Origin of the sequence: Psychrilyobacter atlanticus DSM 19335 (genome assembly GCF_000426625.1) — a bacterium.
Taxonomy (GTDB): domain Bacteria; phylum Fusobacteriota; class Fusobacteriia; order Fusobacteriales; family Fusobacteriaceae; genus Psychrilyobacter; species Psychrilyobacter atlanticus.
In genome coordinates, this window is record NZ_KE384547.1 from 2,267,560 (window position 1) to 2,287,324 (window position 19,765).

A 19,765-nucleotide genomic window follows, 5' to 3' on the forward strand; every position below is an offset into this window, starting at 1 on the left:
ATAACGTATATATTATATATATTTTATTTTATTTTATGTTTAATGCTATACTTACTTCAAATCATAAGAATAGAGGTTGCAAATACAAATAGTAAAGACAGGGAGAAGGCATTTTAAGATCTGTTTTGAAAGGTGTAGTTGCCGAAATATAGATTTCGCAAAAATCTATGTTGGGGATATGGATAAGATCCATATAACTGTCATTATCATAATTAGGTAATGGGGTGCTATTTGAAGTCATAGATTATCTTTTATCTCATTTTTGATTAGATGTAATTTTGCTCTTCAGTAGTTCTCACTACTGGAGAGTTTTTTTATTAGGAGGAAAGATATGATCATAGTACATAAATACGGAGGAAGCTCACTGGCTGACTTAGACAGAATTAAAAAGATTGCCTCCCACATCTCAAAATTAAGTGATGCAGGAGAGCAGATAGTTGTAGTCGCTTCTGCCATGGGTAAAACCACAAATAACTTAATAGAGATGGCTAAAAAAATATCTAAAACACCAAATATAAGGGAATTGGATACCCTCATGGCTACAGGAGAACAGCAGACAGTCGCTTTGTTATCTATGGCACTGAACGAATTAGGTAAAGACTCTATCTCACTTACAGGTCCCCAAGCAGGAATAACTACCGTAGGTCACCACACCAAAAGTCGTATTAAGAGTGTAGATCCAAAGATAATTAGATCTCATCTAAATTCCGGGAAGATAGTTATCGTAGCAGGATTCCAGGGAATGAACCAAGATGGAGACATCACTACATTGGGCAGGGGTGGATCGGATACCAGTGCAGTAGCTCTGGCTGCCAGTTTAGGAGCACAATGTGAGATCTATACCGATGTAGATGGAATTTATGGTATAGATCCCAGAGTATATCCAAAGGCTAAAAAAATACAAAATATATCTTACGAGGAGATGATGGAAATGGCAAATTTAGGAGCAGGTGTTATGGAAACAAGAGCTGTGGAACTGGGGAAAAAATATAATGTTCCCATCTATGTAGGCGAAAGTTTAAGAGATCATGATGGTACCTTGATATTAAATCAAAGTGAAATTATGGAGGATAAACCCATTACCGGCATCACCCTAAATGAAGATATCTTTATGGTAAATATCCAGCACCTTCCTTATTCGGAAAACCTGGTCGCAAATATTTTTAATACTCTGGGTAAATACGAATTAAATATAGATATGATCAGTCAAAACATCACCACTTCCGGTACCTTAGACCTTTCTTTCAGTTGTTTTAAAAGAGAAGAATCTCTTTTGAGAAAAGCTATCGATGAATTAAATGGAAAATCACAGGAAATTTCCATAGAGATCAAACCAGATTTAATAATGCTTTCCCTGGTTGGGATCGGAATGGTTAGTTATTCAGGAGTTGCAGCCAAAGTGTTTAATACCCTGGCTGCTCATAAAATTCCTTTTTATCATATAACTACTTCTGAGATCAGTATCTCATGTACTATTTCTAAGGAGCACAAAACTATAGCAATTCAGATGCTAGCTAAAGAATTTGACCTGTAAAAATCATATAATTAAAAAATTTATTTAGGAGGAGATCATGAAAAAATATAACATCGCCATTGTAGGAGCTACCGGAATGGTCGGAAGAACCTTCCTTAAGGTATTAGAAGAAAGAAATTTCCCCATAGACAATCTTTATCTTTTAGCTTCTTCTAGATCTTGTGGAACAGAAATTAATTTTAGAAATAAAAAATATATAGTTGAGGAACTTACCTCAGAATCTTTTACTAAAGAAATAGATATCGCTCTATTCTCTGCCGGAGGAAGTATCAGTAAAGAAATGGCTCCTATAGCTGTTTCTCATGGAATCACAGTTATAGATAACAGCAGTGCATGGAGGATGGATCCTAATATTCCTTTAGTTGTTCCTGAAGTAAACCCAGAAGCAGCAGCAACAAATAAACTCATTGCCAATCCTAATTGTTCTACCATCCAGGTAGTAGTACCTCTAAAGGTATTAGATGACCTCTATGGAATAAAAAGAGTTATCTACTCTACCTACCAGGCTGTATCTGGATCTGGAGTAGCCGGAATAAAAGATTTAAAAGATGGAATAGATGGAAAAGCCCCTTCTAATTACCCATATCCTATAGCCTTTAACTGCCTTCCTCACATAGATGAGTTCACAGAGAGCGGCTATACTAAGGAAGAGTTGAAGATGATCGACGAAACGAGAAAAATTTTAAATAAACCCGATCTTCCTATTACTTCTACCTGTGTAAGAGTCCCTGTAGAAAATGGACATTCTGTATCTGTTAATTTAGAATTTGAAAAAGAATTTGGTTTAGCAGAATTAAAAGAAGTACTTCAAAATAAAGAGGGAATTATCTTACAGGATGATGTACAAAATAATATCTATCCAATGCCTATAAATGCCAGTGGATCAGATGAGGTATTTGTAGGAAGAATTCGAAGAGATCATAGTATAAAAAATGGTGTAAACCTGTGGATAGTAGCCGATAACATCAGAAAAGGTGCTGCTACAAATACCGTTCAAATTGCTGAATTATTGATAGAACAATAATATTTATATATATTTTATTACAATTTTAAATAGGAGGATTTATGGGAATTTTTAAAGGATCTGGAGTAGCTCTTATCACCCCGTTTAACGAAGATATGAGTATCAATTATACTAAATTAGAAGAGCTCATAGAATGGCATATAGAGAACAAGACCGATGCCTTGGTAATCGCTGGAACCACCGGTGAAGCCTCTACCCTTCCAGATGAAGAACATATAGAATTAGTTAGAAGAAGTGTTGAGGTGGCTAATGCTAGAGTTCCTGTTATAGCAGGAACTGGTAGTAACGATACTCGTCACGGAGTTAGATTAAGCCTTGAATGTGAAAAAGTTGGAGCCGATGGTCTTCTCATCGTTACACCTTACTACAACAAAACCAACAGACAAGGATTGATAAATCACTATACAACTATAGCTGACAAGGTAAATATACCTATTATTTTATACAATGTCCCAGGAAGAACCGGAATGAATATTCCTACTGATGTAGTAGTTGAATTGAGTAACCATAAAAATATAGTAGGACTTAAAGAAGCCAGTGGAGATATCTCCTACTTAGCTGAAGTAGCTAGAGTCTGTGACAAGGACTTTTCTATTTATTCAGGTAATGACGATATCATAGTTCCTGTTTTATCATTAGGAGGAGTTGGAGTTATATCAGTATTAGCCAACGTCATGCCCCTTGAAACTCATAATATTGTTATGTCTTATTTAGAGGGAGATGTGGCTCGATCTAGAGATTTACAACTTTCTCTAAATTCATTTGTTAATTCTTTATTTTTGGAAACTAATCCAATACCTGTAAAATCTGCAATGAACCTTATGAATATGAATGTTGGAGGATTAAGACAACCCCTATGGGAGATTAGTTCTAATGCTCAAGAACTTTTAAAAATAGAAATGAAAAAAGTAAATTTAATCTAAAAGGAGGTAACATTTTGAATATAGCCATATACGGATGGGGACAGATGGGTAAACTCCTAGTAGATACCATCGATAACAGTAAAAATTTAAATTTAGTTGGGATAATCGATTATTTTTCTCTGGGAAAGGAATCCCGAATTGTTGAAGCTTTAGAAGACCTTTCTATTGTTCCAGATGTTCTCATAGATTTTTCCCACTACAGTAATTCGATAAAAATTCTTCCATGGATTATGGCTAATAATGTTCCTACATTGATTGCTACTACAGGACATAGTGAAGAGGAACTAGAAAATATAAAAAAAGCATCCCAAACAGTTCCTATACTTAAGGCGACGAACACTTCCCTTGGAATAAATCTGATTACAGAATTATTGGAAACTCTGGTTTCATCTCTGGAAGACTGGGATATTGAATTGATTGAAAAACATCATAAAAAAAAAATTGATGCCCCCAGTGGGACAGCTCAATCACTGCTAGAAAAAATAAATGATACCCTAACTTCTAAAAGGGAGTTGACCTATGGTAGAGAGGGAATCTCTCCTAGAAAGAAGGAGGAGATCGGTGTACATGTAGTTCGTGGAGGAAGTATCGTAGGAGAACATTCTATTATATTTGCCGGTGAAGACGAGATAATAGAGGTAAAACATGAGGCTCACTCAAAGATGATCTTCGTTAATGGAGCCCTCAAGGGAGCAGCTTGGCTTTCTAATCAACAACCGGGATTCTATACAATGAAAGATATTTTCAACTAAAAAGCAACGTGACTAGACTATAAAAAATATATTTTAAAAGGAGAACACCTTATGACAAAATTAAATAATGCCCATGAAATAATTCAATATATTAAAAATTCTACTAAATCTACCCCTGTAAAAGCCTATATCAATGGGGAATTAGAAGGAATAGATTTCCTAAACTGTAAAGTTTTTGGATGCCAAAATAGTAAAACAATCTTTGGAGAATGGAGTGAAGTCAATGAAATTTTAACTACTAACTCTAATTTAATCAGTGATTCTCATGTAGAAAGTGATAGAAGAAACTCAGCTATTCCAATGTTAGACACCAGAAATATCCATGCTAGAATCGAACCTGGAGCTGTCATCAGAGATATGGTAGAAATTGGAGATAATGCCGTTATCATGATGGGTGTTGTTATAAATATTGGTTCCAAAATCGGTGCCGGTACCATGATAGATCTAAATGTAGTAATGGGAGGAAGAGCCACAGTAGGAGATAACTGTCATATTGGTGCCGGTGCTGTCCTAGCTGGAGTAATCGAGCCACCTAGTGCTGATCCTGTTGTTATAGAAGACGATGTAGTTGTCGGTGCTAATGCAGTAATTTTAGAAGGTATCAGAGTCGGAAAAGGAGCCGTTGTAGCCGCTGGAGCAATCGTTACAAAGAACGTCCCTGCTGGTGTTGTAGTAGCTGGAAATCCTGCTAGAATAATCAAAGATAAAGATGAAAAAACTGCCAGTAAAACTGAAATTATGGAAGACCTGAGAGTTATCAAATAATGTTCAGCACTTACAAAATCTACAATAATATTAAGATCTAATTTTTATTTTCTTTAAAATAAAGTATTTGGGTAATTTCAAAAAAAAATTATGGCTGTTTGCCCGCCGAAGGCGGGCAAACTCTAAGGTTTTTAATGCGTGCACCATAGCAAAATTTTAATCATAAAATAATACCAAAGATTAATCGGAGGTCACTATGAACATAAATCCTAAAGTAATAAATAAAGAGATCTCCCTTATCAGACAAATCTCTATAAAGAGCAGGGAGTATGAAGATGTTATCAATCTTACTGTTGGGGAACCTGACCTGCCTATCCCTGCTAAAATAATCGAAGAAACTACTATATATATGAAGAATAATCGGATGGGATACCCTATGTTAGGAGGATCTCTCGAAATAAGAGAAGAAATAGTAAATTTTTATAATACTAAGTATGGCTCCTCCTACAATACAGATGAAGTTATCGTCACAGCAGGTGCTACAGAGGCTATCTCTACTACTTTGAGAGCCCTCTTAAATGAAGGGGATGAAGTCTTGATTCCCTTGCCATTTTATCCTGGATATCTTCCAAATATAGATTTAAATGGTGGTAAATCAGTATTTATCGATACTACTTCCGATGAATTACAGCTCACAGTGGAAACATTAAAAAAACATCTTACTCCTAAAACCAAGGCTCTTATCTTAAACTATCCCAACAATCCATCGGGAGTTATTTTATCTCAAAAAAACTTAGATGAAATCATGGATTTTTTAAAGGATAAAGATATATATATTATCTCCGATGAGATATATAGTGAAATTGTTTTTAATGACGATTTTATATCTGTAGGAAAGTATGATTTTCTTAAGGGCAAAGTAATATTGATCAATGGATTTTCAAAATCTCACTCTATGACTGGGTGGCGTTTGGGATACATTTTAACCTCTAAAGAACTGAGAGATCAGCTGATAAAGGTCCATCAATATACCATCACAGCTCCTTCTATCGTTTCAGAATATGGGGGATATATCGCACTTTCTAAGTGTTCAGACATGTCCTCTTATACAATGGAATACAAAAAAAGATGTGAATATGTATATAACCGACTAAACTCCATGGGGATAGTAACCCTTCAGCCTAAGGGATCATTTTACATCTTTGGTTCTTTAGATAACTTCAATATAACTTCATCTTTGGATTTTGCCTTAGACCTGCTTGAAAACAAACATGTGGCTGTAGTTCCTGGAATAGCCTTTGGTGTAGAAGGGTATTTTAGAATTTCTTGCACCAAACCTGTAGAAACGTTAAAAATAGCTTTGGATAAGATAGAAGATCATATCAAAAACTATAAATTATAATAAACACTAGATATGGAATATTCTTTAGTTGAATATTATGTTTTCTCATACTATAATTTAAATATAAAACAACACAATCAAGAACAAGGGAGAATACGATATGATTAAATTTGAAAAATACCATGGTTTAGGAAATGATTTTATAATTTTTAACTATAAAGATTTGATGGCAAAAAATATAAAGAAAGAAAGTTTTTCTGATCTGGCTGTTAAAGTCTGTGACAGACACACTGGAATTGGTGCCGATGGTATGATGGTTTTGGTTGAAAAAGAAGAGTCGTGCCAAATGATATTTATTAATTCTGATGGAAGTATCGTATCTATGTGTGGGAATGGTATCAGATGTTTTTCTAACTATATCTACAACAATAAAATCTTAGATGGAACTACCTACAAGGTGGAGACCCTGGCTGGATTACTCAGTCTGGATATCTCTCCAGATGAAAATTTCAATGTAAAAGTTGATATGGGAAAACCACTTTTAGCTCCTAAATTTATCCCTATGGATACCTCTAAAGAAAAATTCATCAACGAAGATATCGCTGTTAATGGAGAAGTTTATAAAGTGTCCGCAATTCTTATGGGTGTTCCCCATGCTGTAATTTTTGTAGATGATTTAGAAAAGGTCGATTTGGTAGGAGTTGGAAAAGCTATTGAAAACAACCCACTTTTCCCTGAAAAAACCAATGTTAATTTTGTACAAATTTTAGATGTAGATGAAATTATTGTGGATACTTGGGAACGGGGAGCGGGACATACCCTGGCCTGTGGAACAGGATCTTGTGCCAGTGTAGTTGTAGGTGAACTACTTGGATACTTGAGTTCTAAAGTTATTGTTCATCTGACTTTAGGAGATCTGACTATCGAAGTAAAAGATGAGATCTACATGACTGGTCCAAGTGAATTAATAGCAAAAGGAAAGTATAGATATAATTAAAGTCAAAATATAATTTATAAAACTCAAAAAAAACCTCCTATAAACCAAATATAGGAGGTTAAAAGGGGGGCTATAGTAATGTAGCTGCCAATTCGGCTAACTCTGATCTTTCACCTTTTTTCAATATAATATGTCCTGATATACTGACATCTCTAAATCTTTCAGCTAAATAAGTAAGTCCATTACTTTCCGTATCGAGATACGGGTTGTCTATTTGATATGGATCACCTGTAAATACTATCTTTGTATTTTCTCCTGCCCTTGTAACTATAGTTTTTATCTCATGAGGTGTTAAATTCTGTGCCTCATCTATGATTAAAAATCCTGCCGGGATACTTCTACCCCTTATATAAGACAGGGCTTCTATCTTTAATAATCCCAAAGCTTCTAATCCTGCTATTACCTTTTCTCCAGCTTTTTCCTCCTTATTACTTGCTAAGAAATCTATATTATCAAAAATAGGCTGCATCCATGGTTTTAACTTTTCTTTTTCACTTCCTGGAAGATATCCCAAATCTTTTCCCATTGAAATTATCGGTCTGGCTATAAATAATTTCTTATATTTACTCCTTTCCACAACCAATTCCAACCCTGAAGCTACTGCTAATAAAGTCTTCCCTGTTCCTGCTTTTCCGACTAAGGTAACCACTTTGATATCCTCATCCATTAAAAGATCCAATGCAAAATTTTGCTCCTCATTTCTGCCTCGAACTCCCCAAACGCTGACATCTCCAAAGGTCATCCTTTCTACCCTCTTTGTCTTCTTGTTATATCTACCAAATAAAGTTTTTTCCTTATTTTTTAAACTCACAAAACAGTTGTCCGAAGGTTCTTCCGGCATAATGTCTACATATTTAATCCTTCCGGATTTCTCATATTTTTTAAAGAACTCTTCCTCTACTTGTATGGTCATATTTCCGGTATAAAGTTCCTCTATATCCATCTTATCACTCTTATAATCTTCTACATGAATCTCCATGGCATCTGCTTTTATCCTCATATTGATATCTTTTGAGACCAACACCACTTTTTTATCCTTATCTTTATTCTTGATATACAGTGCTATTGCCAGGATCCGGTTATCCACTATATCCCTCTTTAAAGAGTTTGGCAGCTCGGTAGTATCACCTTTGGTTTCTACTCTAAAAAATATATCATTATCCATTTCTACACCTTTAGCTAAACATCCCTTAGAACGGAGATCATCTATAAACCTGGCAGCTACCCTAGCCGAGGCTCCTCTATTTCCACTTTCTTTTTTTAACTTATCTATCTCTTCTATCACATAGATCGGTAAAACCACATCATTGTCTTCAAAGTTCGTCATAGCCTTAGGATCATGAATAAGTACGTTTGTGTCCAGTATATATATCTTTCTCATAGAAATCACCCCTAATTATTATATTGTAAATGTATTTTTAGTTTATTCAAGGCACGAATCTGCAGCTGTCTTATTCTTTCTCTGGTTAGATGCAGTCTTTTTCCCAATATGTCCAAGGTTAATACTTCATTATTCAACAAACCAAACCTATGTATTATTATCTCTCTTTCCTTAGCTCCTAATACATCCAAAGTTTTTAATAATTTTTCCCTGTCGCTTTCTAATATTAAATTCTCCTCTATATAACCATTTTTATCTGCGATCATACTGTGAAGGTCCCCGGTTTCACCATAGGATTCATCTAAGGAATTAAAAGTCACATCATTTAATTTCAGATACCTTTTTATATCCTTTACCTTCAACTCTGTTTTTGCTGCAACATCTTCTAAACTAGGTTCACATCCATATTTTGATTTATATTTTGTCATATATTTTTTTATCTTAGCTAAATTGTCATATATATATACAGGATATCTGATAACCCCCTTGTTAGAGGATATATATCTCAAAATACTTTGTTTTATCCAAAAAGTAGCATAGGTAGAAAATTTTTTTCCCATGGTATAGTCAAATTTTTCAACGGCTTTCATCAATCCTATATTTCCCTCTTGAATCAAATCTTGAATAGGAATTCCTAACTTAGTATATTTTTTAGCTATACTCACTACTAATCTTAAATTAGCTGTTATCAACCGATCTTGTGCATCTATATCCCCCTCTAATATGTGCTTAGATATCTCAATTTCCTCATCTTTAGTCAGGAGGGGATAGCGACCTATTTCTTTTAAATAGTTCGAAATATTCATTTTTACCTCCTTTTTATGTATTTTGTCTGTATCAACAATATACTATTTGTTATTTAAACTTCCTTTTATAATTTATAGAATTTTATTATAATTTATGATAAGATTTAATATACAAAAATAAATATGAAAACAGAGACATTTAATATTTTTTTGGCTCTATAATTTTATTTAAATACGAGGAGTAAAAATGAGAGTAATTGGAATAGATCCCGGAACGGCAATTGTCGGTTTTGGAGTCATAGACTATATTGGAAGTAAATATAAAGTTGTAGATTATGGCTGTATATACACCTCCAAAGATCTTCCTATGGAAAAGAGGATTTCTGCTATCTACGACGAATTAGATAATATCTTAAAAAAATATTCTCCTACCCATATGGCTGTAGAGGATCTTTTTTATTTTAAAAATGCTAAAACAGTTATCTCTGTTGGACAGGCTAGAGGTGTCATAGTCCTCTGCGGGGAAAAAAATAATATTCCACAAGTATCATTTACTCCACTACAGATAAAGATGGGAATAACAGGATACGGCCGAGCTGAAAAAAAACAAGTTCAATTGATGGTTCAGAGGATTTTAGGACTTTCTGAAATTCCCCAGCCAGATGATGCTGCTGATGCTTTGGCTATTGCTATCACTCATATAAATTCATTGAATAGCGGATATATTTTAGCTTCTAAACCCAATCTTTCTAAGGTAGTTGGCATAAAAAACGGTAAAATAACTGCAGCAGAGTATCGAAATCTATTAAACAAAAAGGATTGATTTTTATGTTTAAAAACTTGGAAAACTCATCTATGGTTTCCTATTTAAATTCTTTAGAAACTATAGCTTCTACAATTCATCAGGAAAAAAATACTGAAAAAGTTGTATTTTTTATCCTCTTAAATTTAATTGAAAAATTAGATCTAGGTTATTCAGAAGGGTACTTTTTTAAATACGACAGATGGAATAGAAATTTAAAACATCTAAACTCGTATTTTGATCTAAAAAAATTAAAGAAAGATGAGGTAGAGTTTATCTCAACTAACCTTGAAAAAGAGATCAATTTTTATGGTACTCCCATAGAACAAATGTTGAAAAGTATAGAGATACAAACAAATTTGACTAAACTGGATTCCCATGAAAATTATGGACTTTTAAACAGGTTTAAAAACTTTACCATCATCCCTATAAATTATGAAAATACATACTATGGATGTTTTATCTTAGATAGACAAGCGAAGACTCCCTATGAACTCAATGTACAGGAGATGCATATTTTAGAATTGTTTAAATATAATTTTTCACTCTATATGCATTCTAGAGAATTAGAAGATTTTGAAGCTGAGGACATCAGGTTAAAAACTGTGGGTTCATTTGCAAATTCCATCATCCATGAACTGAGAACACCTATCTCATCTATCGTTGGTTTTGCATCTCTAGCTAAAAAAAAATTGAATGATCCTAAAAAAATTGAGCTTTATTTAGATTATATTCTCAAGGAATCCGATAAAGTAATCAAACTTTGTGAAGATATCGGTGAATACTCCAGTGAAGATGAAAATATTAAAAATAAATCAACTACTTTTTACCTTTCCTACCTTATCAGGGAAGTTCTTCAAAAATTAAACCTGCATTTAAAGAAATCTAAGATCAAAACTTATATGATTATAGAAAATGATATTGAAATTACATTTAACAGGGAAAAAGTCGTTACAGCCTTCTATCACCTGTTTAAAAATGCTATTGAAAACTGTGATTACAGCAAAAATGAGCGTTTTATCAACATTAATCTTTCAGCGAACAATAAAAACAAGATAACTATAAAGGATAATGGAATTGGCATACAAAAACACAGGATAGAAGAGGTTACCATTCCTTTTTATTCCTCTAAAATTTATGGAACTGGCTTAGGTCTCACTATAGCTAAAGAGGTCTTTACCAAATTAGGCTTTAAATTTTCTATAAAATCAGATTATTCAAAATGGACAAAAATAATATTAAAAGAGGAGTAAATTTATGAATATAGTTTTAATGGAACCAGAAATACCATACAACACGGGAAATATAGGGAGAAGTTGTGTTCTTACAAATACATCGCTGCACCTTATCAAACCCCTTGGATTCTCACTGGATGAAAAACAAATCAAAAGAGCTGGTTTAGATTACTGGCAGCATATAGATCTGCATGAATGGGATAGTTTAGATGAGTTGATGGCAGCTTATCCTGAATCTAAATTTTATTTTGCTACAACTAAAACTACTCAAAAATATTCAGATGTTTCATATAAAGAAAATGACTTTATTGTATTCGGCCCTGAATCTAGAGGAGTTCCAGTTGAGATCTTGGAAAAAAATAAAGAAACTTGTATCACTATTCCTATGATTAAGATGGGAAGATCCCTGAACCTTTCAAATTCAGCAGCTATTGTTTTATATGAATCTTTAAGGCAGATTGATTTTAACTTCGGAGAGTAATATGAAACGAATCTATATCTATATATTGATTTTTCTTATGTTTACAGGAATAATAGGAGTTGCCTCATTTTTCCCCTTAAATTATTATGGCGAAATAGATAAAATATCTAAAAAATATGAGGTGGACAGAGAGATTATCTATTCAGTTATTAAGATCGAAAGTAACTTCAGAGAAGGTGTAGTTTCCCATAAGGGAGCTATTGGTCTTATGCAGATCATGCCTCCTACTGGAGAGTGGATGGCACAAACCCATAACCTTCCTTATTCTGAAAAGATGTTATTAGATCCTGTGTATAATATTAAAATTGGTACCCTCTACCTTCATTATCTTATGAAGAGGTATGATGGAAACATTGAAAAAGTTTTAATAGCTTACAATGCAGGTCCTTCCAGGTTAAAGGATGGATCATGGAAAAAATTTAAAGAAACGAGAAACTACCTTAGGAAATATAAGATAACGAACTTTTTTTATCGAATAAGGTTATTTTTTAGATAAGATTAAAATATAGTCAACAAAATAAAAGACCTCCTAACTGTAATAGTCACACAGTTAGGAGGTCTTTATTTTATTATTTTAAGGAAAGAAAGAAACGAAAAAATTATTATTTTCATTTGCTTATACTTATCAGACGTCACTTAGATAAAAAAAGTTTAAATTTTTATAAAAAAGCAACGTGACGTTGCATCCAAACAAGCACATTCTAAGTTCTTATAATCTTTAGAAATCTTAAGATATCCCTTTGCAGGTATAAATTGCTAAAAAAAACTCTCAAGAAATTCTTGAGAGTTTAGAAATTTTAGTTTTCTTCTACGAATACATCTTTCCCCATGCTGCATGGAGGACAAACCCAATCTTCAGGGATATCTTCAAATTTAGTTCCAGCTTCAATTCCGTTATCTACATCTCCAACTTTTGGATCATAAACATACCCACATACTTCACAAACATAATTTTTCATATTATTCCACCTCTTTATTTTTATAGTAATTTTTAGTTTTTAGTCTTAATTATTTTCCTTCAAAATGTCTTTCTAATAAACCTTTGAAAGCTTTTCCATGTCTAGCTTCATCTTTAGCCATCTCATGTACTGTATCGTGAATTGCATCTAATCCTAATTTTTTAGCTCTTTTTGCAATTTCAAATTTACCAGATGTAGCTCCATATTCTGCTGCTACTCTTAATCTTAAGTTTTCTTCTGTTGAGTTAGTTACTACTTCTCCTAATAACTCAGCAAATTTAGCTGCATGTTCTGCCTCTTCAAATGCAATTCTCTTGTATGCTTCTGCTACTTCAGGATATCCCTCTCTGTCTGCTACTCTTGACATTGCTAAGTACATACCAACTTCTGTACATTCTCCTGCAAAGTTAGCTTTTAATCCTTCAATAATCTCTGCATCTCCACAAGCTAGCCCTTCTCCTAACTTATGTTCAGTTGCCCACTCTTCAGTTGCATTCTCATCATAAGCTACGAATTTATCCTTTCCAGCCTTACATACTGGACAGACTTCAACATTTGCATCTAATATTTCCCCACATACTGTACATCTCATTTTTGCCATTTCACTTCACTCCCTATATTTTGATTTACTTTTATTTCAACTTTGTATTGATTACAAAATTATAATAACAGTTTTTAAACTTTAAGTCAAGGATTTTTTTAATATATAATAATTTTTTTTAAGGGAATTTCTAACTTATAGAGTATGGTAAGGAAATAAGACTTAAAAAATAATTTGGAATTAACAAGTTTAGTTTTTTAATCTTGAAGCAAAATAATTATAAATGCTATAATATTATTATATGTTAAACTATAAAACAATATGCTTTATTAGGAGGTAAGAATATGTTTAAACTAGATGATTGTGTTGGATTCATCACAAACAACACCTCAAAAAGAATCGCTGATGTTTTTAATGCCAAATTAAACGAATATGATATGACCCGGGTACAGTGGATAGCTTTATATTTTTTAGGTACATCTGAACATATTAATCAAAGTGAGTTAGCCGAAAAAATGAACATTAAAAGATCTACAATAGTAAGATTAATAGATAGGATGGAGAAGGAAGGGTATGTTCAGCGTAAAAAAGATCTAAAAGACAGAAGAAACACATATATATTCTTAACAGAATTGGGTGAAAAATTGAGAAAAAAATTATTACCTTTTGGGAAAGAATTCAGTGATTTAATTTCTAAAGATATTTCCGATGAAGATATGAGAATTTTTAAAAATGTATTAAATAAATTAGTTGAAAATGCAGAACTTAACAAGTAAGTTGATAATTCAATACTCTTATTAGGTCTAAATTTTTCTATAAAATAAAAGACCTCCCAGCTGTAATAGTCACACAGTCAGGAGATCTTTTATTTTTATATTTTATTTTAAGGAAAGAAAGAAATGAAAAAATTATTATTTTCATTTGCTTATAACTATCAGACGTCGCTTAGTCGAAAAAAGTTTAAATTTTTTTATTTTTAAAATAAATATTTAGACATTGCATATCGCAGGCTTTAAATACCATCCGATATAGAAGTTTTCACCATCGCTTTCTATGCAGACAACACCACCATTTATAAACTTAACCACACCTGCATCTTCATTGCCAGTCGTCAAGTACGAAACAAGTTTTTCCATATGGGGTAGGTGTCCGACATACATTGTATGATTTGATTCCAAGAGGGTAGCGAATACTTTAACACTATCTTTAGGGTCCATCCCTAACAGTTTGTATATATTGCCATCGCCAATTTGGTCTGAAAAGATCTGAGCCGTTTCCATTGCTCTTGTTTTACCACTATGACAGATTCTACTCGCAGTAACTCCTGTCTTTTTTAGATAAGCTGCGACACATTCTACTTCTCTTCGTCCTTCTGCAGACAGTGGACGATTTGGATCTACATCTTTTGCCAGAGCTATACCATGTTGCACAAAATACATACTCATTTTTTAACTTACCTCCTTGTTCAGATATTTTTTCAAATGTACTTTTTAGATTTAACTTTGTCAGATAAATTTATATTATTCTTCCTTGGGGAGTTTCAGAAAACAGTTTTCACGATACATCTCAAAATAATAATCACAAAAATAATTTACAAAAGGGAAGAATTCCAATCCATATGTTCTCCATACCATGTATCATCTACTCGCTTTAATATCTCTATCTCCTTTTCGGTAGGTTCCCTTTTAAAAGCTGCATTGAATCTTTCTCTAACCGTCATGGTCTCTCCTCCCTTTTTCCAGAATATAGTTATAAATAAAATTAAAAACATCTACTTTATAATTTTTTTAGATATTTATTATCCAAGATATTTAATTGTTTTTTACTAAAATAAAAAGAATAATCCTTTTTATTTCGTTTTGATTTTTTAAGGAATTTTTTTAATATTATAACGAAGAAATGGAAGGAATAGTCCCCAAGTTTAGTATTATTCATCTATTTTTTTAATACTCTAATTTTAATCGTATAAAAGATAAAAGAATATTTAAAATAACTAATAACTTCTAAAAAATTTATAAAGATCTATCAATATTAAAGGGAAAAAGTTAAATTTTAGTATATCTAAAATAGAATACATTACAAATATAAGACGCTTTAAAATTAAGACCCTCTCAATCTGATAGGGTTTAAAGCAAGGAGGAATAGCTTTGTATACAGACAAGAAATTTAACGATCTATTGATAGGACAATATAGCCAATTATCCCAAGATATTTGGACTTTTCTTCAAACAAGAGAAAGTTTAATTAAAATGGAAACGGCTACGTATCTAAAAAAACCTGCTGTCACTGGATTACAAAAAGATCTTATAAATAATTTTCCATTAAAAAATCATGTGAAATTAACCAGGTTTAAACAACTTATCGGTGCAATGGTGAGGGATATTTTGTTTGATCATGGCTATGTTATTCAACAACATGAAATAACTGTTAACCCTTCCGATCTATTTGTAAAAGCAACCAGATATAAAGAATCTGTAGAAGAGGATAAAAAATAATTATTATAGGAGGAAAGGATGAAAATTGCAGTTTTTATGGGTGGAACATCAACGGAGAGGGAAGTATCGCTGAAAACAGGAAGTGCAGTATTAAAAAGCTTAATGAGACAGGGATATGATGCATATGGAGTAGATTTAACAAGTAAAAATCTAGTTAAATCATTTATTGAAAATGAATATGATATAGCATTTTTATCTCTGCATGGTGGATGTGGAGAAGACGGTAGAGTTCAAGGATTACTTGATCTTTTAGGAAAAAAATATACAGGGTCTAAAGCAGCTCCAAGTGCAATTGCAATGGATAAAATTATAACTAAAAAAATAGCAGGCGGCATAGGAATAAGAATCCCCAAGACTTATATAAACAAGGAAGATATAGATAAGTTTCCTATAGTAATAAAGCCATCAAAAGAAGGATCTAGTACAGGACTTTATATCTGTAAAAATATGGAAGATGCTGAAGTGGCTTTGGAAAAGCTATCAGATAGAAGTGTCATAATAGAAGAGTATATAAAGGGTGTGGAACTGACTGCAGGAGTTTTAAACGGAGAAGCTCTTGGAGTTTTAAAAGTAATTCCACATGACGGAACATATGACTATGAGTCAAAATATACTGAAGGTAAGACAGATTATGAGTATCCTGCAAAGGTCTCAGAAAAGGTTTATAAAAATGCTATGAGAAACGCCAAACTTATCCATGATGAACTTAAATTAAGTGGAGCTTCTAGAAGTGACTTTATCTTATCAGATGACAAAATCTATTTTTTAGAGGTTAATACTTGCCCTGGGATGACCGAGACAAGCCTTCTTCCTAAACTTGCAAGTCTTAAGAACTATACATTTGACGATGTGGTAAAAGGGTTATTATCCCAATCAGATACTAAATAAAAAAACTTTATTCCAATACAACTAAGCTATTAGGTGGCTGAAAAAGGTGTTATAACACCTCAATACTAATCCTGAAATTTATTAGAAAAAAAGGAAAAAATACTAATTCAAGAACATATAAAAACATATTATCGTTTTGTATAAAAGGAGAAAATAATATGAAAAAATTTGTTGATGTCAGTAAAAGTGTCAAGTGGGTTGGAGTCGTTGATCAAGATATTACTAAGTTTCACGGGGAGGAATTAGATATCCCCCATGGAACCTCTTTTAATTCCTACCTAATAAGGGATGAAAAAATAGTTTTAGTAGATACTGTAATGGAAAAGTTTAGCACCCAATGGATCGAGCAGTTGAAAGAAGAGATTGATTTAAGTACCATTGATTATATAGTTATGAATCATAATGAACCTGATCACAGTGGTTCTTTAAGTGCACTGATGAAAGAGATTCCTAATACACCTATCTATTGTACAGATAAGGGTGTAGAGATTATAAAGGCCTACCACAAGATAGATGCTGAATTCAGAACGGTTAAGACTGGGGACATTTTGGACTTAGGGGAGAAAAAATTAACATTTGTTGAGATGAAGATGTTACACTGGCCGGATTCAATGGCATCTTATCTAAGTGGAGATAATATACTTTTTAGTAATGATGCTTTCGGACAGCACTATGGAGCTAACGGATTATTTAATGATGAGTGTGATCAGGATATCTTAAGCTATGAAGCATTAAAATATTATGCCTGCATCCTGACACCATTTAGTCCTTTAATCAAAAGAAAAATTGATGAAATATTAAGCTTGAACTTAACAATTGATCAAATCTGTACTTCACACGGTGTAATTTGGAGAAAAGATCCCCTTCAAATCGTAGAAAAATATATGAAGTGGTGTGATAACTATAAAGAGGATCAGATATTAATTACCTATGATACCATGTGGGAAACCACTAAAAAGATGGCAGAATCTATAGCTGATGGGATTAGAAGTATTTCCCCTTCTACAAATATTTTATTGATCAACAGTGCCAAACATACTGAAAGTGAGATCCTGACAGAAATATTCAAATCTAAAGCTGTCTTATTCGGATCACCTACTATCAACAACAGAATACTGCCATCAATGGCTGCCTTATTAGAAGCTGTAAAAGGTCTGAACTTTAAGGATAAAAATGTCGCAGCCTTTGGAAGTTACGGCTGGAATGCAAAAAACTTAGATATTATCAATGAAAATTTAAATTTCACCTCTTTAAAATTAGTCAATGAAGGAATAAAAGTTAATTGGAATTTAAACCATGAAAGTAAGGAACTCTGCTATAAATTCGGACAGGAATTTGCTTCAAATTTAGCAGATTAAAAAAGAAAAAATCTTAGTTTTTTTCTAGAAATTCCTTTGAAAGAGTAGAGAGTTTTATCTTTTCTTGACAAACTTTTTTTTATGGAGTATTCTTTAGCAAATAAAAAATTTCAAAGGAGAACAAGGCCATGACTAAAAGATTTATATCCTCCCAAAATTCTAAATGCCATAAAAAATATCATATGCTTTTTGAATTTTTGATGTAAATCTATATCTGCAATACCACTTTAATTTTATTGAATTTAAAGCCGTAGATGGAATATGTCTAGGGCTTTTTTTATTTACCCAAAAGGAGGATACACAATGAAAGGATTAAAAATGAACGATGAAAAACTTTGGAAAGCAATCCAAAAAGAGGAAGAACGTCAGGAGTTTGGTTTGGAGTTAATAGCTTCTGAAAATTTTGTCTCAGAGGCTGTAATGGAGGCCGCAGGAAGTGTCATGACAAACAAATATGCTGAAGGTTATCCACGAAAAAGATATTATGGGGGCTGCCAGTTTGTAGATGTAGCAGAGGAACTTGCCATAGAAAGAGCAGGAGAACTATTCGAAGCAAAATATGTAAATGTCCAGCCTCATTCAGGTTCTCAGGCAAATATGGCAGTATACAGAGGATTAATAAACTCCGGTGATATCATCCTGGGAATGAAATTAGACCACGGAGGACACTTAACCCACGGTAAAAATGTTAATTTTTCAGGGCAGGACTATGAGGTTTATTCTTATGGGGTAGACCGGGATACAGAGATGATAGATTATAAAAAAGTAGAAGAGATGGCTCTAGAGGTAAAACCTCGTATAATCGTAGCCGGAGCTAGTGCATATTCCCGTACTATAGATTTTAAGAGGTTCAGGGAAATTGCAGACATGGTAGGAGCTTATCTTATGGTAGATATGGCACATATTGCAGGTCTTGTGGCTACAGGAGAACATTCATCTCCTATGCCTCATGCTCATGTTGTTACTACTACTACCCACAAAACTTTGAGAGGTCCCAGGGGAGGAATGATCCTTACCAATGATGAGGAGATAATAAAAAAGGTCAACAAAGTTATCTTTCCGGGGATTCAAGGTGGTCCTCTCATGCACATAATTGCTGCAAAAGCGACAGCTTTCAACGAGGCCTTAGGTGTAGAATTCAAAGGGTATCAGAAACAGGTAATAATAAATGCTCATACTCTGTCTGAGGAATTAAAAAAAGGAGGTTTAAGAATTGTCAGCGGAGGAACCGATAACCATATGATCTTGGTAGACCTTACTAATAAAGATCTTACTGGGAAAGAAGCTGAGAAGATCCTTGAAGAGGCTAATATCACGGTAAATAAAAATGGTATTCCATACGATACTAAAAGTCCCTTTGTAACCAGCGGTATCAGGATAGGAACTCCTGCCCTTACAACCAGAGGTATGAAAGAAGGAGAGATGAAAGAAGTCGCTGCCTTAATTCTAAAATCTTTAAACAACGGCGGTTCTCCTAAAATATTAGAAGCCATAAAAAATGAGGTTGCAGAACTCTGTAAAAAATTTCCCCTTTATAGAGATTAATAGCTTTTAGTAATAACGTTTTAGAATTTTTTATTTAAAATTCAAGGAATATAGCAG

General features: G+C 33.1%; 22 protein-coding genes and 1 riboswitch. Of the genes, 16 read left to right on the top strand and 6 right to left on the bottom strand.

The window, feature by feature from the left end; genetic code table 11:
• The first annotated feature begins 62 nt into the window (after window positions 1-62).
• Window positions 63-238, top strand: a riboswitch (Lysine riboswitch).
• A 93-nt stretch (window positions 239-331) separates the two neighbouring features.
• The 7 genes from K337_RS0111310 (at window position 332) to dapF (ending at window position 7,277) form a co-directional block, all read left to right on the top strand.
• Window positions 332-1,534 (top strand): aspartate kinase, encoded by a 1,203-nt coding sequence (locus K337_RS0111310; RefSeq protein WP_028856710.1) that lies wholly within the window; start codon window positions 332-334, stop codon window positions 1,532-1,534.
• Between the two features lie 37 nt (window positions 1,535-1,571).
• Window positions 1,572-2,558 (top strand): aspartate-semialdehyde dehydrogenase, encoded by a 987-nt coding sequence (locus tag K337_RS0111315; RefSeq protein WP_028856711.1) that lies wholly within the window; start codon window positions 1,572-1,574, stop codon window positions 2,556-2,558.
• A 41-nt stretch (window positions 2,559-2,599) separates the two neighbouring features.
• Window positions 2,600-3,481 (top strand): 4-hydroxy-tetrahydrodipicolinate synthase, encoded by an 882-nt coding sequence (dapA, locus tag K337_RS0111320; protein WP_028856712.1) that lies wholly within the window; start codon window positions 2,600-2,602, stop codon window positions 3,479-3,481.
• A 14-nt stretch (window positions 3,482-3,495) separates the two neighbouring features.
• Window positions 3,496-4,233, top strand: coding sequence for a 4-hydroxy-tetrahydrodipicolinate reductase (dapB, locus tag K337_RS0111325; RefSeq protein WP_028856713.1), 738 nt, complete (start codon window positions 3,496-3,498; stop codon window positions 4,231-4,233).
• A 51-nt stretch (window positions 4,234-4,284) separates the two neighbouring features.
• Entirely contained in the window at window positions 4,285-4,998 is a 714-nt protein-coding gene (gene dapD / locus K337_RS0111330) for a 2,3,4,5-tetrahydropyridine-2,6-dicarboxylate N-acetyltransferase (RefSeq protein ID WP_028856714.1), read from the top strand.
• A 196-nt stretch (window positions 4,999-5,194) separates the two neighbouring features.
• Window positions 5,195-6,340, top strand: a complete 1,146-nt coding sequence (locus K337_RS0111335) for a pyridoxal phosphate-dependent aminotransferase (protein WP_028856715.1) — start codon at window positions 5,195-5,197, stop codon at window positions 6,338-6,340.
• Window positions 6,341-6,440: 100 nt separating this feature from the next.
• On the top strand, window positions 6,441-7,277 hold the full coding sequence (gene dapF, locus K337_RS0111340) for a diaminopimelate epimerase (protein ID WP_037029364.1): 837 nt from the start codon (window positions 6,441-6,443) through the stop codon (window positions 7,275-7,277).
• Between the two features lie 70 nt (window positions 7,278-7,347).
• Here dapF and K337_RS0111345 read toward each other — a convergent pair whose 3' ends face one another.
• Together K337_RS0111345 and K337_RS0111350 are read right to left on the bottom strand one after the other, a co-directional pair.
• The gene (locus K337_RS0111345; protein ID WP_028856717.1) at window positions 7,348-8,658 is read right to left on the bottom strand and encodes a PhoH family protein; all 1,311 of its coding nucleotides are present in this window, start codon (window positions 8,656-8,658) and stop codon (window positions 7,348-7,350) included.
• Between the two features lie 11 nt (window positions 8,659-8,669).
• The gene (locus tag K337_RS0111350; RefSeq protein WP_028856718.1) at window positions 8,670-9,464 is read right to left on the bottom strand and encodes a sigma-70 family RNA polymerase sigma factor; all 795 of its coding nucleotides are present in this window, start codon (window positions 9,462-9,464) and stop codon (window positions 8,670-8,672) included.
• A gap of 187 nt (window positions 9,465-9,651) precedes the next feature.
• On the opposite strand from K337_RS0111350, the gene ruvC reads away from it, so the two are divergent.
• From ruvC to K337_RS18355, 4 genes are read left to right on the top strand one after another with little or no spacing between them, the layout of a single operon-like run.
• Window positions 9,652-10,227 carry a crossover junction endodeoxyribonuclease RuvC gene (ruvC, locus tag K337_RS0111355; protein ID WP_028856719.1) on the top strand — a complete coding sequence of 192 codons (576 nt, stop codon included), beginning with the start codon at window positions 9,652-9,654 and terminating at the stop codon, window positions 10,225-10,227.
• A gap of 5 nt (window positions 10,228-10,232) precedes the next feature.
• Window positions 10,233-11,459 (top strand): sensor histidine kinase, encoded by a 1,227-nt coding sequence (locus K337_RS0111360; protein WP_028856720.1) that lies wholly within the window; start codon window positions 10,233-10,235, stop codon window positions 11,457-11,459.
• A 4-nt stretch (window positions 11,460-11,463) separates the two neighbouring features.
• Entirely contained in the window at window positions 11,464-11,922 is a 459-nt protein-coding gene (locus K337_RS0111365) for a tRNA (cytidine(34)-2'-O)-methyltransferase (RefSeq protein WP_028856721.1), read from the top strand.
• A 1-nt stretch (window position 11,923) separates the two neighbouring features.
• Window positions 11,924-12,418, top strand: coding sequence for a lytic transglycosylase domain-containing protein (locus tag K337_RS18355; protein ID WP_037029366.1), 495 nt, complete (start codon window positions 11,924-11,926; stop codon window positions 12,416-12,418).
• 301 nt (window positions 12,419-12,719) lie between these two features.
• Here the strand turns inward: K337_RS18355 and K337_RS19615 are convergent, their stop codons facing one another.
• Window positions 12,720-12,881, bottom strand: coding sequence for a rubredoxin (locus K337_RS19615; protein WP_084140861.1), 162 nt, complete (start codon window positions 12,879-12,881; stop codon window positions 12,720-12,722).
• Window positions 12,882-12,930: 49 nt separating this feature from the next.
• Window positions 12,931-13,482, bottom strand: a complete 552-nt coding sequence (locus K337_RS0111380) for a ferritin family protein (RefSeq protein WP_028856722.1) — start codon at window positions 13,480-13,482, stop codon at window positions 12,931-12,933.
• Between the two features lie 284 nt (window positions 13,483-13,766).
• On the opposite strand from K337_RS0111380, the gene K337_RS0111385 reads away from it, so the two are divergent.
• Complete coding sequence (locus tag K337_RS0111385) at window positions 13,767-14,198, top strand: MarR family winged helix-turn-helix transcriptional regulator (RefSeq protein WP_028856723.1); 432 nt, start codon at window positions 13,767-13,769, stop codon at window positions 14,196-14,198.
• Window positions 14,199-14,411: 213 nt separating this feature from the next.
• On the opposite strand, the gene sixA is transcribed toward K337_RS0111385, so the two are convergent.
• Both sixA and K337_RS20385 read right to left on the bottom strand, forming a co-directional pair.
• Window positions 14,412-14,867, bottom strand: coding sequence for a phosphohistidine phosphatase SixA (gene sixA / locus K337_RS0111390; RefSeq protein ID WP_028856724.1), 456 nt, complete (start codon window positions 14,865-14,867; stop codon window positions 14,412-14,414).
• A gap of 146 nt (window positions 14,868-15,013) precedes the next feature.
• Complete coding sequence (locus tag K337_RS20385; protein ID WP_281168332.1) at window positions 15,014-15,142, bottom strand: hypothetical protein; 129 nt, start codon at window positions 15,140-15,142, stop codon at window positions 15,014-15,016.
• Between the two features lie 427 nt (window positions 15,143-15,569).
• Here K337_RS20385 and K337_RS0111400 point away from each other — a divergent pair, with 427 nt between their 5' ends.
• From K337_RS0111400 to glyA, 4 genes are all read left to right on the top strand, one after another.
• Window positions 15,570-15,917 carry a hypothetical protein gene (locus K337_RS0111400; RefSeq protein ID WP_028856725.1) on the top strand — a complete coding sequence of 116 codons (348 nt, stop codon included), beginning with the start codon at window positions 15,570-15,572 and terminating at the stop codon, window positions 15,915-15,917.
• 18 nt (window positions 15,918-15,935) lie between these two features.
• Window positions 15,936-16,805 carry a D-alanine--D-alanine ligase gene (locus K337_RS0111405; protein WP_028856726.1) on the top strand — a complete coding sequence of 290 codons (870 nt, stop codon included), beginning with the start codon at window positions 15,936-15,938 and terminating at the stop codon, window positions 16,803-16,805.
• A gap of 158 nt (window positions 16,806-16,963) precedes the next feature.
• The gene (locus K337_RS0111410; RefSeq protein WP_028856727.1) at window positions 16,964-18,163 is read left to right on the top strand and encodes an oxygen-binding di-iron domain-containing protein; all 1,200 of its coding nucleotides are present in this window, start codon (window positions 16,964-16,966) and stop codon (window positions 18,161-18,163) included.
• Between the two features lie 303 nt (window positions 18,164-18,466).
• A complete protein-coding gene (glyA, locus tag K337_RS0111415) occupies window positions 18,467-19,708 on the top strand; it encodes a serine hydroxymethyltransferase (RefSeq protein ID WP_028856728.1) in 1,242 nt (413 codons plus the stop codon).
• The last annotated feature ends 57 nt before the right edge of the window (window positions 19,709-19,765 follow it).

Bases quoted from the DNA above. Each gene is read 5' to 3' on its own strand.
- K337_RS0111310 (WP_028856710.1), top strand. From the start codon at position 332: ATGATCATAGTACATAAATACGGAGGAAGCTCACTGGCTGACTTAGAC.
- K337_RS0111315 (WP_028856711.1), top strand. From the start codon at position 1,572: ATGAAAAAATATAACATCGCCATTGTAGGAGCTACCGGAATGGTCGGA.
- dapA (WP_028856712.1), top strand. From the start codon at position 2,600: ATGGGAATTTTTAAAGGATCTGGAGTAGCTCTTATCACCCCGTTTAAC.
- dapD (WP_028856714.1), top strand. From the start codon at position 4,285: ATGACAAAATTAAATAATGCCCATGAAATAATTCAATATATTAAAAAT.
- K337_RS0111335 (WP_028856715.1), top strand. From the start codon at position 5,195: ATGAACATAAATCCTAAAGTAATAAATAAAGAGATCTCCCTTATCAGA.
- dapF (WP_037029364.1), top strand. From the start codon at position 6,441: ATGATTAAATTTGAAAAATACCATGGTTTAGGAAATGATTTTATAATT.
- K337_RS0111345 (WP_028856717.1), bottom strand. From the start codon at position 8,658: ATGAGAAAGATATATATACTGGACACAAACGTACTTATTCATGATCCT.
- K337_RS0111350 (WP_028856718.1), bottom strand. From the start codon at position 9,464: ATGAATATTTCGAACTATTTAAAAGAAATAGGTCGCTATCCCCTCCTG.
- ruvC (WP_028856719.1), top strand. From the start codon at position 9,652: ATGAGAGTAATTGGAATAGATCCCGGAACGGCAATTGTCGGTTTTGGA.
- K337_RS0111360 (WP_028856720.1), top strand. From the start codon at position 10,233: ATGTTTAAAAACTTGGAAAACTCATCTATGGTTTCCTATTTAAATTCT.
- K337_RS0111365 (WP_028856721.1), top strand. From the start codon at position 11,464: ATGAATATAGTTTTAATGGAACCAGAAATACCATACAACACGGGAAAT.
- K337_RS18355 (WP_037029366.1), top strand. From the start codon at position 11,924: ATGAAACGAATCTATATCTATATATTGATTTTTCTTATGTTTACAGGA.
- K337_RS19615 (WP_084140861.1), bottom strand. From the start codon at position 12,881: ATGAAAAATTATGTTTGTGAAGTATGTGGGTATGTTTATGATCCAAAA.
- K337_RS0111380 (WP_028856722.1), bottom strand. From the start codon at position 13,482: ATGGCAAAAATGAGATGTACAGTATGTGGGGAAATATTAGATGCAAAT.
- K337_RS0111385 (WP_028856723.1), top strand. From the start codon at position 13,767: ATGTTTAAACTAGATGATTGTGTTGGATTCATCACAAACAACACCTCA.
- sixA (WP_028856724.1), bottom strand. From the start codon at position 14,867: ATGAGTATGTATTTTGTGCAACATGGTATAGCTCTGGCAAAAGATGTA.
- K337_RS20385 (WP_281168332.1), bottom strand. From the start codon at position 15,142: ATGACGGTTAGAGAAAGATTCAATGCAGCTTTTAAAAGGGAACCTACC.
- K337_RS0111405 (WP_028856726.1), top strand. From the start codon at position 15,936: ATGAAAATTGCAGTTTTTATGGGTGGAACATCAACGGAGAGGGAAGTA.
- K337_RS0111410 (WP_028856727.1), top strand. From the start codon at position 16,964: ATGAAAAAATTTGTTGATGTCAGTAAAAGTGTCAAGTGGGTTGGAGTC.
- glyA (WP_028856728.1), top strand. From the start codon at position 18,467: ATGAAAGGATTAAAAATGAACGATGAAAAACTTTGGAAAGCAATCCAA.